Origin of the sequence: Mangrovicoccus sp. HB161399, from assembly GCF_013184745.1 — a bacterium.
GTDB lineage: Bacteria > Pseudomonadota > Alphaproteobacteria > Rhodobacterales > Rhodobacteraceae > Mangrovicoccus.
In genome coordinates this window covers 86659-102421 of sequence record NZ_JAATVU010000007.1, presented here as the reverse complement: position 1 = coordinate 102421, position 15763 = coordinate 86659, and the positions used below count along the sequence as shown (strand labels likewise).

General features: G+C 68.3%; 17 protein-coding genes. 14 read left to right on the top strand and 3 right to left on the bottom strand.

The features are described from left to right. Positions 1–38: 38 nt before the first annotated feature. Positions 39–860 carry an ABC transporter permease gene (locus HCC78_RS05725; protein ID WP_172327786.1) on the top strand — a complete coding sequence of 274 codons (822 nt, stop codon included), beginning with the start codon at positions 39–41 and terminating at the stop codon, positions 858–860. Between the two features lies 1 nt (position 861). Next, entirely contained in the window at positions 862–1458 is a 597-nt protein-coding gene (locus HCC78_RS05720; protein ID WP_172327785.1) for a hypothetical protein, read from the top strand. Positions 1459–1555: 97 nt separating this feature from the next. Here the strand turns inward: HCC78_RS05720 and HCC78_RS05715 are convergent, their stop codons facing one another. After that, on the bottom strand, positions 1556–2155 hold the full coding sequence (locus HCC78_RS05715) for an alpha-ketoglutarate-dependent dioxygenase AlkB (RefSeq protein ID WP_172327784.1): 600 nt from the start codon (positions 2153–2155) through the stop codon (positions 1556–1558). A gap of 212 nt (positions 2156–2367) precedes the next feature. Here HCC78_RS05715 and dnaK point away from each other — a divergent pair, with 212 nt between their 5' ends. The 11 genes from dnaK (at position 2368) to HCC78_RS33570 (ending at position 13143) form a co-directional block, all read left to right on the top strand. Beyond that, a complete protein-coding gene (gene dnaK, locus HCC78_RS05710) occupies positions 2368–4302 on the top strand; it encodes a molecular chaperone DnaK (RefSeq protein ID WP_172327783.1) in 1935 nt (644 codons plus the stop codon). A 75-nt stretch (positions 4303–4377) separates the two neighbouring features. Next, positions 4378–5538: a molecular chaperone DnaJ gene (dnaJ, locus tag HCC78_RS05705; RefSeq protein WP_172327782.1), complete on the top strand. Its 1161-nt coding sequence runs from the start codon at positions 4378–4380 to the stop codon at positions 5536–5538. Between the two features lie 84 nt (positions 5539–5622). After that, positions 5623–6384 carry a DNA repair protein RadC gene (gene radC, locus HCC78_RS05700; protein WP_172327781.1) on the top strand — a complete coding sequence of 254 codons (762 nt, stop codon included), beginning with the start codon at positions 5623–5625 and terminating at the stop codon, positions 6382–6384. Positions 6385–6772: 388 nt separating this feature from the next. Then, the gene (locus HCC78_RS05695) at positions 6773–7471 is read left to right on the top strand and encodes a MotA/TolQ/ExbB proton channel family protein (protein ID WP_172327780.1); all 699 of its coding nucleotides are present in this window, start codon (positions 6773–6775) and stop codon (positions 7469–7471) included. Further along, the gene (locus HCC78_RS05690) at positions 7468–7848 is read left to right on the top strand and encodes a biopolymer transporter ExbD (protein ID WP_172327779.1); all 381 of its coding nucleotides are present in this window, start codon (positions 7468–7470) and stop codon (positions 7846–7848) included. Before HCC78_RS05695 ends, HCC78_RS05690 begins: the two co-directional genes overlap by 4 nt. 3 nt (positions 7849–7851) lie before the next feature. After that, complete coding sequence (locus HCC78_RS05685; RefSeq protein WP_172327778.1) at positions 7852–8259, top strand: biopolymer transporter ExbD; 408 nt, start codon at positions 7852–7854, stop codon at positions 8257–8259. Then, positions 8256–9209 carry an energy transducer TonB gene (locus HCC78_RS05680; protein WP_172327777.1) on the top strand — a complete coding sequence of 318 codons (954 nt, stop codon included), beginning with the start codon at positions 8256–8258 and terminating at the stop codon, positions 9207–9209. The genes HCC78_RS05685 and HCC78_RS05680 overlap by 4 nt, the downstream gene beginning before the upstream one ends. Positions 9210–9272: 63 nt before the next feature. Beyond that, positions 9273–10463: a TIGR03862 family flavoprotein gene (locus HCC78_RS05675; RefSeq protein ID WP_172327776.1), complete on the top strand. Its 1191-nt coding sequence runs from the start codon at positions 9273–9275 to the stop codon at positions 10461–10463. Positions 10464–11250: 787 nt separating this feature from the next. Further along, positions 11251–11784, top strand: coding sequence for a hypothetical protein (locus HCC78_RS33580; protein WP_253949055.1), 534 nt, complete (start codon positions 11251–11253; stop codon positions 11782–11784). 217 nt (positions 11785–12001) lie between these two features. Then, on the top strand, positions 12002–12826 hold the full coding sequence (locus tag HCC78_RS33575; RefSeq protein WP_253949054.1) for an amidohydrolase family protein: 825 nt from the start codon (positions 12002–12004) through the stop codon (positions 12824–12826). Beyond that, complete coding sequence (locus HCC78_RS33570) at positions 12763–13143, top strand: amidohydrolase family protein (protein WP_253949053.1); 381 nt, start codon at positions 12763–12765, stop codon at positions 13141–13143. The genes HCC78_RS33575 and HCC78_RS33570 overlap by 64 nt, the downstream gene beginning before the upstream one ends. A gap of 339 nt (positions 13144–13482) precedes the next feature. Here the strand turns inward: HCC78_RS33570 and HCC78_RS05665 are convergent, their stop codons facing one another. Further along, positions 13483–14187 carry a response regulator gene (locus HCC78_RS05665; protein WP_172327775.1) on the bottom strand — a complete coding sequence of 235 codons (705 nt, stop codon included), beginning with the start codon at positions 14185–14187 and terminating at the stop codon, positions 13483–13485. Then, a complete protein-coding gene (locus tag HCC78_RS05660; protein WP_172327774.1) occupies positions 14184–14696 on the bottom strand; it encodes a MarR family winged helix-turn-helix transcriptional regulator in 513 nt (170 codons plus the stop codon). Before HCC78_RS05660 ends, HCC78_RS05665 begins: the two co-directional genes overlap by 4 nt. A 171-nt stretch (positions 14697–14867) precedes the next feature. On the opposite strand from HCC78_RS05660, the gene HCC78_RS05655 reads away from it, so the two are divergent. Next, positions 14868–15737, top strand: a complete 870-nt coding sequence (locus tag HCC78_RS05655; protein WP_172327773.1) for a branched-chain amino acid aminotransferase — start codon at positions 14868–14870, stop codon at positions 15735–15737. Positions 15738–15763: the final 26 nt, after the last annotated feature.

Below are 15763 nucleotides of genomic sequence, written 5' to 3'. Positions count from 1 at the left end.
GCGGGCGCAGGACGACAGGTCGCGCCAGAGGAGAGTCGATGTTCGAGCAGCACCGTCCCGAAGGCCTCTACCGCAGCCTCGGCCAGAGCCTTTCGACGATCTTCGCGGTCACCGTCCGCAAGGTCCGGAAAAGCCACGGAAACGCCGTAATCGCGCTGTTCCTGGCGGTGCTGCAGACGCTGATGCTGGTCGCCGTCTTCTACGTGATGTTCACCGTGATCGGCATCCGCGGCGCACAGATCCGCGGCGATTTCCTGCTCTTCCTGCTGTCGGGCATCTTCCTCTACATGACCTTCAACTCGGCGATGAGCGCGGTGATGTCGGCCGACGGGCCGACCTCGCCGATGATGCTGCACGCGCCGATGACCACCATGGTCGCCATCCTCGGCAGCGCGCTCGCCTCGCTCTACATCCAGATCCTTTCGCTGTCGCTTGTGCTCGGCGTCTACCATCTGGCCTGGGGTCCGGTCGCCATCGAGGATCCGTTCGGCGCGCTGGCGATGCTGCTGCTGTCCTGGTTCTCGGGCGTCTGCGTCGGGCTGGTCTTCGCCGGGCTGCGGCCCTGGGCGCCCGCGGCGGTGCGGCTCGTCCATCAGGTCTACAGCCGCGCCAACGTGATCGCCTCGGGAAAGATGTTCCTCGCCAATACCATGCCCGGCCACATCCTCGTGTGGTTCGACTGGAACCCGCTGTTCCACACGATCGACCAGGCACGCGGCTTCACCTTCATCAACTACAACCCGCATTACAGTTCGGTGCTCTATCCGGTCGCGGTCAGCCTTGTCCTGATGGTCATCGGCCTGATGGCCGAGTATGTTGCCCGCAGGAACGCCTCCCTCAGCTGGACTGCCGGAACCTGACATGACGAAGACATCCCTGATGCTTGCCATGGCGCTCGCGCCGGGCCTTGCCGCGGCCGGCAGCGAACGCCTGCCCGCCCGCTACGACGTCACCGGCGATGCAGTCCTTCAGGCCGCGCCCGATGCCGGATCGGCCAGGATCGGCACCGCCGCTGCCGGAACCGTGCTCGAGATTCTCGCTTTTTCCGATGACGGCGCTTGGGCGGAAACCGGCCGCGGCGAAGGCGCCGCATGGCTCCCGGCCGCGCAGCTCTCGCGCGTCGAGGGCGCCAGGGCCGAGGGCCTGCCCCTGCGCTGCTACGGGACGGAGCCGTTCTGGGGCCTGAACATGGCCTCCGCCTTCTTCGCGGAGTTCGAGCAGCCCGAGCATCCCGAAACCCCGCTGCAGATCACCGGCCGCGACGAGGCGGCCGCCGGGCTGGCGCGGCTCTGGACCTTCGTCGGCGACGGGATGCGCGGCCATCTGGTGATCCGCAACGAGGCCTGTTCCGACAACATGAGCGACCGGCCCTTCGGCCTGTCGGCAACGCTGTCCCTGGCCGAAACCGCGGGCGCGGTGCATCTGCGGCTGGGCTGCTGCTCGCTTTCGGGAAACTGAGCGCTCCCGCCGGGTCCGGGCGGCGGGCCCCGGCGCGGCCCTCCGGGCCGGGACGGGGAGCATGGTGCCGCGGGGCGCCAGCCCCGCGTCCGCCGGATCAGGTCACGACGCGGAGCGTCAGGTTCAGCCGCCCGCCCTGCGACAGGAGATCGGAGGAGCCGAAGCGGATCCGGTCCACTCCGTGATGCAACAGCCGGGCCGGGCCGGCCAGCACCGCCACGTCGCCGGATTTCAGCCAGACCGAGGCCGTCCTGCCGCCGCGCTCCGTGCCGCCGACGCGGAACAGCCCGTCATCACCCAGCGACAGGCTGACCACCGGCTGCGAGAAATCCGCCTCGTCGCGGTCCTGGTGCAGCCCCATCCGCGCGCCCTCGCCGTAGAAATTCACCAGGCAGCATTCCGGATCGCGCGCCCCCGGCCCGGCAAAGCGCTGCCACAGCGCCGCCACCTCGGCCGGAATCGCGGGCCAGGGCCGGCCCGTCGCGGGATGCGTCCGCTCGTAGCGGTAGCCGCGCCGGTCGCTGACCCAGCCGAATTCCCCGCAGGAAGTCATGCGCACCGACATCTGCCGCCCGCGCGCCGTCACCGGGTGGAACAGCGGCGCCTCCGCCACCACCGCACGCACCGCCGCCAAGACCGAATTCCGGGCATCCGCGTCCAGCGCCCCGGGAAAAATCCGCACCCCGCCGAGTTCCATGAAACTGCCCCTTTACCTTGCCCGGGCGATGCAGAAACCTGTCGGGCAGATCGCTTGCAGCGTCAGGGACGTCTCCCTATATACCGGTCAATCGGCTCCCGATGCACGGTTCCGTTACAGGGCCCGTGCCGACGGGGCAGAACTATCAGGGATCGGGGATCGGCGCCTTGACGGGCCAGCCCCGCACATCGCCAGAGAAGAGGTACTACAGCATGGCTAAAGTCATCGGCATTGACCTGGGGACCACCAACTCCTGCGTGGCCATCATGGACGGCTCCCAGGCCCGCGTGATCGAGAACGCCGAAGGGGCGCGGACGACCCCCTCGATCGTCGCATTCACCGACAGCGAACGTCTCGTCGGCCAGCCGGCCAAGCGCCAGGCGGTCACGAACCCCGAAGCGACCATCTTTGCGGTCAAGCGCCTGATCGGCCGCCGCGTCACCGATGCGGAAGTGACCAAGGACAAGAATATCGTCCCCTACTCCATCGTCGACAGCGGCAATGGCGACGCATGGGTCGAGGCACGCGGCGACAAGTATTCGCCCTCCCAGATTTCCGCCTTCATCCTGCAGAAGATGAAGGAAACCGCCGAGTCCTATCTCGGCGAGCAGGTGACCCAGGCGGTCATCACCGTTCCGGCCTATTTCAACGACGCGCAGCGCCAGGCCACCAAGGACGCGGGCAAGATTGCCGGTCTCGAGGTCCTGCGGATCATCAACGAGCCGACCGCGGCCGCGCTGGCCTACGGCCTCGACAAGAAGGAGTCGCGCACCATCGCGGTGTACGACCTCGGCGGCGGAACCTTCGACGTCACCATCCTGGAAATCGATGACGGCCTGTTCGAAGTGAAATCGACCAACGGGGACACGTTCCTCGGCGGCGAGGACTTCGACATGCGCATCGTCCAGTACCTGGCCGACGAGTTCAAGAAAGAGCACGGCGTCGACCTGACCAAGGACAAGATGGCGCTGCAGCGCCTGAAGGAAGCCGCCGAAAAGGCGAAGATCGAGCTCTCCTCCAGCCAGCAGACCGAGATCAACCAGCCGTTCATCTCGATGTCGCCGAATGGCGGCCAGCCGCTGCACATGGTCATGAAGCTGACCCGTGCCAAGCTGGAATCTCTGGTCAACGACCTGATCAAGGCCTCGATGAAGCCCTGCCAGGCTGCCCTGAAGGATGCCGGTCTCTCCACCTCCGACATCGACGAGGTCGTTCTCGTCGGCGGCATGACCCGCATGCCGAAGGTCATCGAGGAAGTGACCAAGTTCTTCGGCAAGGAGCCGCACAAGGGCGTGAACCCGGATGAAGTCGTCGCCATGGGCGCCGCCATCCAGGCCGGCGTCCTGCAGGGCGACGTGAAGGACGTGGTCCTGCTCGACGTGACCCCGCTGTCGCTGGGCATCGAGACCCTGGGCGGCGTGTTCACCCGGCTGATCGACCGCAACACCACGATCCCGACCAAGAAGTCGCAGATCTTCTCCACCGCCGAGGACAACCAGAACGCGGTGACGATCCGGGTCTTCCAGGGCGAGCGCGAAATGGCGGCAGACAACAAGCTGCTCGGCCAGTTCAACCTGGAGAACATCCCGCCGGCGCCGCGCGGCATGCCGCAGATCGAGGTCATCTTCGACATCGACGCCAACGGCATCGTGCACGTGACCGCCAAGGACAAGGGCACCGGCAAGGAGCAGAAGATCACCATCCAGGCCTCGGGCGGCCTCACGGATGACGAGATCGACCAGATGGTCCGCGACGCCGAGGCCAATGCCGAGGCGGACAAGGAGCGCAAGGACCTGGTGGAAGCCAAGAACCAGGCGGAAAGCCTGATCCACTCCACCAAGCGTTCGCTCGAGGAGCATTCCGACAAGGTCGACCCGACCACCGTCGAAGCGATCGAGCTGGCCATCTCCGCGCTCGAGGACGTGATGGAATCCGGCGATGCGGGCAAGATCCGCTCGGGCATCCAGAACGTGACCGAGGCCTCCATGAAGCTCGGCGAGGCGATCTACAAGTCGCAGCAGGCCGATGGCGGCAAGGACGGCGACGCGGATTTCGACCCGGATGCCTCGACCGCGCAGCGTGACGGCGCCGATGACGACATCGTCGATGCCGATTTCGAGGATCTCGGCGAGGACAAGCGCTCCTAAGCCGCATCCTTCTTTCCTGGAACCGGTCCGGCCCGCCGGGCCGGTTCCGCGCGTTTTCGAGAGGGATAGCAGCCCATGGCGAAACGAGACTATTACGACGTGCTGGGGGTATCCCGGGGGGCCTCGGCAGACGAGATCAAGAAGGCCTACCGCAAGAAGGCCAAGGAACATCACCCGGACCGCAATGCCGACAACCCCGACTCCGAGGCCAAGTTCAAGGAAGCGAACGAGGCCTACGAGGTCCTGAAGGATGCCGACAAGAAGGCGGCCTATGACCGCTTCGGCCACGCGGCCTTCGAGGGCGGCATGGGCGGCGGCGGACGTCCCGGCGCAGGCGCAGGCGCGGGCAATGCGGATTTCGCATCGGCCTTCTCCGACGTCTTCGACGACCTGTTCGGCGACTTCATGGGCGGACAGCGCGGCCAGGGCGGCGGACGCCGCCAGCGCGCGGTGCGCGGCGCCGACCTGCGCTACAACCTGCGGGTCACGCTGGAAGATGCCTACAAGGGCATGCAGAAGACCATCAACGTGCCGACCGCCGTCCCCTGCGGGGTCTGCAACGGCACCGGGGCCGAAGGCGGCGCCGAACCGGTCAACTGCCCGACCTGCAACGGCATGGGCAAGGTCCGCGCCCAGCAGGGCTTCTTCACGGTCGAACGGTCCTGCCCCAGCTGCGGCGGCGTCGGCCAGATCATCAAGAATCCCTGCGGCACCTGCCATGGCCAGGGCCGGGTGGAGAAGGAAAAGGCGCTTTCGGTCAACATCCCTGCCGGGGTGGAAACCGGGACCCGCATCCGTCTTGCCGGCGAGGGCGAGGCCGGGCTGCGCGGCGGTCCGACCGGCGATCTCTACATCTTCATCGAGGTGGCCGACCATCCGCTGTTCCAGCGCGAGGGCACGAACCTGTTCTGCCGCGTGCCGGTGGCGATGACCGCAGCCGCGCTCGGCGGCGACATCGAGGTGCCGACCATCGACGGCGGCCGCTCGCGGGTGAAGGTCCCGGCCGGCAGCCAGTCGGGCCGCCAGATGCGCCTGCGCGGCAAGGGCATGCCCGCCCTGCGCGGCGGCAATTCCGGCGACATGTTCATCGAGATGGTGGTCGAGACCCCGGTCAACCTGACCTCCAAGCAGAAGGACCTGCTGAAGGAATTCGAGCGCCTCAGCGAGGACAACAATCCCAATGCCTCGAGCTTCTTCGATTCGGTCAAGAGCTTCTGGGACAGCATGAAGGGCTGAGCGGGGGCCGGTATTCCGGCCCTCCTCCCGCTGCGTTACGCTCGATTAACTTAAAATTCAGTGAGTCCGCGCCATTCCGGAGGCATGAAAGAGCCGCCCGAATTCCGCGAACCGATGCTTCCCCTCTTCGAGGGGCAGGAGCTGTTCGTCACCGGCTCCCGCGCGAAGTCCCTGCCGTCCTACATCAAGGACCACCGCCAGCGGCTGCGGCTGCGCTTCATGGAAGGCGGCGCCCAGGCGATGCCGGACTACGAGATGCTGGAGCTGATCCTGTTCCGCGCCATCCCGCGCTGCGACGTGAAGCCGGTCGCGCGGCGCCTGCTTGACACGTTCGGCGATTTCGCCCGCGTCCTGAGCGCCCCGAAGGAACGGCTGATGCAGGTGCGCGGCGTCGGCGAGGTGGTGGTGGTGGAGCTGAAGATCGTCGAGGCCGCAAGCCACCGGCTGGCGCGCTCGAAGGTGATGAAGCGCCATGTCGTCAGTTCCTGGGACGCGCTTCTCGACTATTGCCACACCACCATGTCGCACTTGGAGACAGAGCAGTTCCGCGTGCTCTATCTCGACCGCAAGAACGTGCTGATCGCCGACGAGGAACAGGCGCGCGGCACGGTGGACCATGTTCCGGTCTATCCGCGCGAAGTGGTCAAGCGCGGGCTGGAACTCAATGCCTCGGCCCTGATCCTCGTGCACAACCACCCGTCGGGCGATCCGACCCCGTCCGAGGCCGACATCTCGATGACGATGAAGATCATGCACGCCGCCGATGCGCTCGGCATGGTGCTGCATGACCACTTGATCATCGGCAAGTCGACCGAGCTGAGCTTCCGCAGCGCGGGATACTTGTAACCCCAAGGTGGCAGGCGCCGCTCCGGGGAAGGGCTCCTCCCGGCCTGCCGGCGGACGGGCGGCATCCCAAAGGCCGCAGCGCGGCCGGACCGCAAGTTCCGCGGGTCCCCGATAACTCTGCCTTGCCGGCTCCCCGGACAGCCTCGGAGGCCGGGCGTTTCGACATCGGCAAGCCGCCAAAGCCGGCCCGCGCTTGAGGCACCGCGGCCAGCGATGCTGCCGCGCAGCGCCATTACTTGACACATTTGGTCAAGAATTGATACCGTGCTGCCAAAGCGCCCGCCGCCAGCCTGTCCGTGCCAGTCCGCCGCGCTCTCCCTGAATCCCAGCCGCCCCTCCGTGCCCGCTCCTCCGGGCCCGTATACCTGCGGCAAGCCCGGAGCGACCCATGGACCCGATTTCCGCCCTCCTGCCCGCCGGCATCCGCGACGCCGCCGCCCGCATGCTCGATTTCCTCAACCAGGGCGGCGCCGTGGTCTGGGCGATTGCCCTGCTCTCCGTCCTGACCGCCGCAGTCATCCTCTGGCGGGTGCTGCGCCTTTCGGCGATGGGCGCCTGGTCGGCCCGCCGCCGCAGCGAACAGAGCCTCCGCGCCTGGCACCGCGGCGACGATGCCGGCGCGAAGGCGCTGGTCGCGGGCCGGCGCTCGGCCCGGTCGCAGCTTCTGTCCGCCGCCTATGACGCGCTCGGGCAGCGCCACTTTTCCGCCGACGATGCCGAAGCCGAACTGGAACGGGTCGCGCGCGGCCTGCTGTGCGAGGCGCGCTCGGGGCTGAAGCTGCTCGAGCTGATCGCCACCATCGCGCCGCTTCTCGGCCTGCTCGGTACCGTGATCGGCATGATCTCGGCCTTCCAGGCACTGCAGGAAGCCGGCTCTCGCGCGGATCCCGCCATGCTGGCCGGCGGCATCTGGGAGGCGCTTCTGACCACCGCCGCGGGCATGGCCGTTGCCATCCCGGCGACCATGGCGCTGAGCTGGCTGGAAAGCGTGTCGGACCGGCTGGCGCATGATTTCGAGGATCTGGGCACCCGCGTGTTCCTCGGCCGCGAAGCGGCCGCACCGCAATTCCGGGCCGCCGCAGAATGAGCCTGTCCCTCGCAACCAGGCGGCGCAGCCGCAAGCCCAGCCTCACGCCGATGATCGACGTGGTGTTCCTGCTGCTGGTCTTCTTCATGCTGGCCTCGCGCTTCGGCATGGACATGCAGATCCCCATGAGCCTGGCCGGAGGCGGCGGCGGCTGGTCCGGCCCGCCCCGGCTGGTGCAGGTGGAGGCCGGCAGCCTCGCGCTGAACGGCGTGGCGATGGAGGCGCAGGAGCTTGCGGCCCGCCTCGGCGAGCTGACGGACTCTCCGGACGAACCGGTTGTCCTGCGGGCCGGCGCGGATGCCAACGTGCAACGTCTGGTCGAGGTGATGGAAACCCTCGGCGAGGCCGGCTTTTCCAACCTGGTGCTGGTGGAGTAGCCGATGCGACTGGCCACGCCCCCGAAGCGGCAGCCGTCGGAGAGCATCATCCCGATGATCAACGTCGTCTTCCTGCTGCTGATCTTCTTCCTGATGACCGCCCAGATCGCGCCGCCCGCACCCTTCGAAGTGGAGCCGCCCAAAGCCGCGAGCGAGGCCCAGCCCGAGGGCGAGCTGACGCTGCTGGTCGATGCCGACGGCCGGCTCGGATTCCGCGACCTCGCGGGCGGCGACGAGGTTCTGGATGCCGTCGCCGCGGAAATCGAGGACTGTTCCGGCGGCTGCGCCGGGCCGGCTCCGCTGCAAATCCGCGTCGATGCCGCCCTGCCTGCCCGCCAACTCGCCGTGCTGATGGCCAAGCTCCCTGCGGCCGGGATCCGGAAGGCCGAGATCGTGACGGCCGCCAAATGAAGCGCCAGCTCCAGTTCGCCGCCTGCATCGGCGCTGCATTGGCCGGCCATCTGGCGATCTTCGCCGCCTATGGCAGCCAGGACGGCGGCAGCCTCGCCGGCGGCAGCGGCGGCGAGGCCGACATCTCGGTCCAGGGCGCATCGGAAATGATCGCCGCCATGGTCGAAAATTGGGAAACCCCGCCCGAGATCGCCGCGGAAACGGCCCCGCCGGAACCGCCGGCGGCCCCGCGGCCGGTGCCCGCGGCAAGCGCTCCGCCCGCCCCGGCCGCGCCGACAGCCCCGCCGGTGATGGCCGCCCCCCAGCTGCCTGCCGCACCCGAACTGGCCGCCCTGCCGGCCGCCCCGCCGGAACCGCCGGCCCCTGCCGAAGCGCCGCCGCAGCCGGATCCAGAGCCTGCGGCTGCTCCCGAGCCGACTCCGGAAGCCGTGCAGGAGCCTGCCGTCACCGCCAGCGCCATCCCGAAACGGCGCCCGCCGGACCTGCCCGAGCCGGCCCGCAAGACGCCCCAGGCCGCGCCGGCGCCCCAGCCCAAAGCCGCGGAGACGGGCCGCGAAGCCGCGACCCAGGCCGGCCGGGCGGAACAGCGCGCCGCGGGCAACGGCGGCGGCGCCATTGCCGGGCGGTCGGCCAGCGCGGAAGCCGCGAGCGGGCCGGCCGGCGGCGATCCCAAGCTGGTCAACCGCTGGGGCGGTGCCATCCAGGCGCGCATCGCCCGGGCGCAGCGGTTCCCGCGCGAGGCGCTCGGCCAGTCGGCCCGGGTGGTGGTGCAGATCACGGTGGGCAGCGACGGCAGCCTGCGGAACGCGGTGATCACCCGCAGCTCCGGCGATCCGCGCTTCGACAAGGCGGCGCTCGACGCGGTGCGCAAGGCCCGGCTGCCGGCGGCGCCGCGCGGCTTCGGCGCCGCGGCACACCGCTTCCAGGTGCCGCTGGTGTTCAACAGCTGAGCCGGCCGGCTCTGGAGCCTCCGACGCGTCCGGGCTATGACGGGCGCGGATCAAGGAGGCAGCATGGCAGAGCCCCTGCGGACAGAAGCGCTGGTGATCGGCGCCGGCCCGGCCGGGCTGATGGCGGCGGAGATGCTTTCGGCTGCCGGACATGCCGTGCTGGTTGCCGAGGCCAAGCCGACGCCGGCGCGCAAGCTGCTGATGGCCGGCAAATCGGGCCTGAACATCACCAAGGACGAACCGCCGGAGCAGTTTCTCGCCGCCTATGGCGAGGGTGCGGGCCGGCTCGCGCCGATGCTGGCGGAGTTCGGACCGGACGAGGTGCAGGACTGGATGCGCGGGCTCGGGCGCGAGGTTTTCGCCGGCTCGACCGGCCGCGTCTTTCCGAAGGAAATGAAGGCCTCGCCGCTTCTGCGCGCCTGGCTGGGCCGGCTCGGCGACCGGGGGGTGCGGCTTGAAACCCGCTGGCGCTGGACCGGCTGGGCCGGCCCGGTGGCACAGTTCGGCACCCCGGAGGGTCCGCGCGAGGTCGAGGCCGGCGCGACGGTCCTGGCGCTCGGCGGGGCAAGCTGGGCGCGGCTCGGCGCGGACGGCGCCTGGACGGGTATGCTGGCCGCCACGGGCGCGCCGCTCGACCCTTTCCTGCCGTCGAATGTCGGGCTGGCGGCCGCCTGGTCACCGCACATGGAGAAGCATTTCGGCGCGCCGGTAAAGAACGTGGCGCTGCTGGCCGGCCGGCGGAGAGAGCGCGGCGAATTCGTGCTGTCGCGCAGGGGGCTGGAAGGAGCCGGCATCTATGCGGTCATCCCCGCGCTCAGGGCCGGCGCGGAACTGCGGCTGGACCTCGTGCCCGACCTGGATGCCGAAGAGGTGGCAGGCCGGCTCGGGCGCGCCCCGGCCAAGGCCAGCCTCGCCAACCGGCTGCGCCGCGGCCTCGGCCTGTCCCCGGCGAAGATCGCGCTGCTGCGGGAGTTCGGCGGCGCGCTGCGCGCCGGGCCGGCGCTGGCCGGGCTGATCAAGTCCCTGCCGGTCCGCCATGACGGCCCGCGGCCGATCGACGAGGCGATCTCGGTGGCCGGCGGGCTGAGCTTCGACGGGCTGGACGAAGATCTGATGCTGATGGCCCGGCCGGGCGCGTTCTGCGCCGGCGAGATGCTGTCATGGGACGCGCCGACCGGCGGCTACCTGCTGACCGCCTGCCTTGCCACGGGCCGGCGCGCGGGACTGTCGGCGGCGGACTGGCTGGAACGGTAAGCGCTCCGGCCTGCCGCGCAGCCTGCGCCCGATCCCGCCAGAGGCGCCGCCACCTGGTGCCGACGCTGGAAGGCGGAAATGATGCACCGACCGTGCTGCAGCGTGCAATCGGCCAAAAGGAAATCCATGCGGCGCTTGCGCGGAACATCTACAGCGTGGAGGCGCTGGCCGCCCATCCGCGGATCGCGGCATTCATTGCCGGGGTGCGCCAACGGCCGCGCGGCTTCGCCACGCCGGTGCCGGGGCGGGCCGGAACCCCGTGCCCCCCAGCCACAACCGGCGTGGAAGCTTGGAAGTGCGCAGGCGTACCAGCTGGCCGGAAACATCTCGGCTGATCAGCCACCGCAGGCCTCGGTGACTTCCAGTGGGTTACGCGGCTGACCGGCCTGCTCAAACCAAGGACGACGCGCCGTGCCGACCCAAGCCACAGCGGAAGCATTCCGTTGCCCTCCCGCTGGACTGCCCATGCCGAAGCGGCCTTCCGCAGCGATGGCCGGGAGCGCCCGCGGTTCGAACCTGCCAGACATTCGGCGAGGCCATCAAATAGCGGATTGCGCCCCATGACCGCTTTGCAGAAACCCGGCTCGGGCATTCCGAGTGCCGACCTCGGCAGAGCGAAGCGGATGGGTCACGGACTGCCCTGACCCACAGGAAAGAATTGACGGACGGTTCCGCCAGTTTCCGCCTTGTCAGGCCATCCGGCTTTTGCTGCCGGACCGAAATCTCTCCTGCGTGATCGCGATTGCCGCTCAGCTATGCTTGCAGGCATCGGGCGGAGGGAGGTCCCATGGCGAATATTCAACGCAGATCGGTCTTGCCGGGAGACGTGGCGGACGCCGCGTCGGCCACGTCCATCGGCAGGACCGCCGCCGATACGGCCTCCCTGTCGGACATCGGCGGCTCGACCGTCTCAGCGCCCGCTGTCACCATTTTCGAGGCCCGCGAAATCATCACGCTCGATCCGTCCCGGCCTGTGGCGCAGGCCGTTGCGGTGGTCGGCGGACGCATCCTGGCAACCGGCTCCCTGGAGGAGGTCGAAGCCATCGTCGGCGATCAGCCCCGCCGATATGACAGCAGATTTTCCGGAAGGGTCATCGTGGCCGGGTGCATCGCGCAGCACGATAACCCGGTGCCCGCGGCGCTGGACATGTCCTCCGGGTTCCTCTCGATCGAAGACTGGGTGCTGCCCACGGGCACGGTGCAGGCGTCAAGGACAAGCAGGACTTCATCGAGCGTCTCGGCAAGGCAGCAAAGGAACGCGGCGCGCCGGACGAGCCGCTGCTGGCCCGGGGCGACCATCCCGCTTTCTATGGTCCCCTGACCCGGCAGGACCTCGACGCGGTCAGCACCGAACGGGCCATCCTCGTCTGGGCACGCTCCTGCCACGAGATGATCCTGAACAGCGCCGCGCTTAACGGCGGCGGCGTCACGCAGGACGTGCTCGACGCCTTGGACGACACCTCCCGGGCGCAATCCGATCTCGGCGAAGGGCGGTTCTGGGAGCAGGCCTATCCGCGGTCACGCCGAAGATCGCGTCCATGGCAACGACGCCCGAACGGCTGCGGGACGGGCGGGAACTGAGCCGCGACTGCATGCACGCCAAGGGCATCACCTACGGCAGCGAACCCGGCGGCATCCTTTCCAGGCCGGTCGAGGACGGCGTGAACGAGGTGCTCTCCAGCCCGGACATGCCGTTCCGCTGGTCCTTCACCGTCGACGCGGAAAGCCGGGTGGCGCGCTGTCCCGACGATGCCGAGGTCATTGCCAGGTCGGAGGAGCCGGCCTCGCGGTACGGCGGCATGACCAGCCTCGGCCCGAAGCAGGCCAAGCTGTACTCGGACAGGGCGATCTATTCGCAGTTCATGCAGGTCCGGGAGCCCTATCTCGACGCGCATCACGGCGAATGGGTGATGGACCGCGACCTCTTCGGAAGGGCGGTCCGGATCTGCTGGGATGCGGGCTACCGGCTGCATGTCCATGTGAACGGCGCCGCGGGTCTCGACCGGGTGCTCGACACGCTGGAAGCCAACCTGCGCCGCTATCCCCGCTGCGACCTCCGCACCGCCATCGTCCATTTCGCGGTCAGCGCCTTCGACCAGATGGACCGGATCAGGGCGCTCGGCGCCATCGTGAGCGGCAACCCCTGTTACGTCATGGCACTGGCGGACCAGCATTCCGAAGTCGGGCTCGGTTCGGAACGGGCGGATGCCACGGTGCGTCTCGGGGACCCGACGATGTCCGGCGTGCGCTGGTCCCTGCATTCGTGCATGCCCATGGCACGGCCGCCCCGCTGTTCCCGATGTGGTGCGCGTTCATCCGGCGGACCGCCTCCGGCCGGGTCGCTGCGCCGGATCAGGCCGTGACCGTCGAGGAGGCGCTGCGCGGGGTGACCCTCGAAGCCGCCCATTCGCTGAAGATGGAGGACGAGATCGGGAGCATCGAGCCGGACAAGCGCGCGAACCTGACGGGCCTCGACAGGAAACCCATGAATGTCGAGCCGATGGAGCTTCTGGACATCCGCGTCAGGGGAATGGTGATACAGGGCCGGGTGCTTCCGGCCGGAAAGGAACAGCGGGACGCGGGGCTCGCGCCGCTGCCGCCCGGAGCGGTCGGCAGTAGGTCCGGAATCGGGCTGGCTTCGCCTGAGCATGCGCTGAGGGTTGTCCACGCCCATCCCTGATGGGGGATGACCGGGGGCAAACCGGCCCCGGGATGGGATGGCGCGCGCGCTCCGGCGATTCCGCGACGGGAGCTGCATTTGGACAAGAATGATGGGCGTACCATTCACCGGGTACGCCGGAAACGGGGATCTGGTCAGTCTTGCGTCAGCGCGCTGGCGACGGCGGCGCAGCTCACCAGAGGCAAACCTTTCCGGCACAGCGGCCAATCTGGGTTCCGGGCTCGGTTCTTGCCGCAGTGTTCTCGAACGGCATTTCCCGCCCGATGGGCCTGCATTTGCGACCCGTGCCGCGAGGCAAGGGTCTAACGCCGTCCCGGCGGCCAGCGGCCCCGGCCCTGTTCAGTCGGCCACCAGCATGTAGCCCGCGCCGCGCACGGTCTGCAGGTAGCGCGGCTGCTTCGGGTTCGACTCGATCTTGCGGCGCAGGCGGGTGATCTGAACGTCGACCGCGCGCTCCATCGACTGGCCCTCGCCGCGGCCGAGTTCGTCGACCAGCTGGCTCCGGCTCAGCGGCTCGCCGATGCTGCCCGAGAAGATCTTCATCAGCTTGGACTCGGTCGCGGTCAGCCGCACCAGGCTGTCGCCGGCCCACATCTCGCCGCGGTCGATGTCGTAGCGCACCTCGCCCAGGCGCAGGACCTTGACCGAGGCTGCCTTCACCTCGGGCGGCGGCACGCGGCGCAGGATGGCATTGATCCGAAGCAGCAGCTCCTTCGGTTCGAAGGGCTTGGGCAGGTAGTCATCCGCCCCGGCCTCCAGTCCGCGGATGCGATCCTCGGTTTCGCCCTTGGCGGTGAGCAGCAGGATCGGCGTCGCCAGATGCTCGCGCAGGCTGGCGGTCAGGGAGATGCCGTCCTCGCCGGGCAGCATCACATCGAGCACGATGAGGTCGAATTCCAGCCCCTCGAGCAGCCGCCGCGCATGGGCGGCATCGCGTGCGGAGGAGACCCAGAACCCCTGCCGGGCCAGGAACTTCTGCAGCAACCCCCGGATCCGTTCGTCGTCATCGACCACCAGCAGGTGGGCGTCGGCCTGTGCCGTCATGTATTGGCGTCTCGCGTCCCGCGGAACTGGCGCCGCTGTTCGGGGTCCATCATCTCTTCAAGCACGCGGCGGAATCCGCTGACTGCCTCGGGCCCGGCGGTCCGGAATGCGGTCCGCATCCTGCTCCGCTGCGCCTCGGACAATTGGCGTTCCAGGGCCGCCCCCTCCTCCGTCAAATGCAAATGCCTTTCCCTCTTGTCGCGGGTTCCGACGCGACTTTCAACCATGCCGTCCTCGATCAGCGTCCGCAGGACACGATTGAGCGACTGCTTGGTCACGCCGAGGATGTTCAGCAGGTTGTTGACGGTGGTGCCGGGGGCACGCTGGATGAAATGGATGGCGCGGTGATGGGCGCGGCCGTAGCCGAATTCCTCCAGCAGGCGGTCGGGATCGGCGGTAAACCCCTTGTAGGCAAAGAACATTGCCTCGATCGCGTGGCGCAGCTGCTCGTCCGTGAGGAACAGCAGGTTCTCGCCCGTCGTGTTTACCGCCAGTTTCGTCTTCGGCATGCCCGCCCCCCGATCTTTGCATCGCTACTTTATGTCAGCGTTATTGACTTTCCAAGACTCATCGTGTTAGCGGTGCCGGGCTTTTTGGGCAATTTTTGGTCCGATGCGGACCTTGTTGCGCAATTTCCGCAAAAAGAGACGACCCGATACCGACGAAGAAGGAAAAAGACGATGGCGGGAAGCTATGACGACCGCGACGGGATGATCTGGATGGACGGCAAGCTGGTGCCGTGGCGGGATGCGAATGTTCACATTCTCTCCCATGCCCTGCACTACGCTTCTTCCGTATTCGAAGGCGAACGGGCTTATAACGGCGTCATTTTCAAATCGCGCGAGCATTCCGAGCGGCTGCTGAATTCCGGCGTCGCGCTGGACATGACGATCCCCTACACCGTGGAAGAGATCGAGGCTGCCAAGATCGAGGTCCTGAAGGCCAACGGCCTGACCGACGCCTATGTGCGGGCCGTGGCCTGGCGCGGCGCCGGCGAGGACATGGGCGTCAGCTCGATGAAGAACCCGGTGCGCATGGCCGTGGCGGCCTGGGGCTGGGGCGCCTACTACGGCGACGCGAAGATGAAGGGCGCGAAGCTCGACATCGCCAAGTGGAAGCGTCCGTCGCCCGAAACCATCCCGACCCATGCCAAGGCGGCGGGGCTCTACATGATCTGCACCATGTCGAAGCATGCAGCCGAGGCGAAGGGCTATTCGGACGCGATGTTCTTCGACTACCGCGGCTACGTGGCCGAGGCGACCGGGGCCAACATCTTCTTCGTGAAGGACGGCGAAGTGCACACGCCGAAGCCCGACTGCATCCTGAACGGCATCACCCGCCAGACCGTCATCGGCCTGCTGCAGGACAAGCAGATCAAGGTGCACGAGCGCTATATCGAGCCGAGCGAGCTGGAAGGCTTCGAGCAGTGCTGGCTGACCGGCACCGCCGCCGAAGTGACCCCGGTGGGCGAGATCGGCGGCTACAATTTCGAGGTCGGCGCGCTGACCCGTGACATCGCCGAAACTTACGAGAAGCTGGTCCGCGCCTGATCGCAGCACGACCCGGACATGGAAAG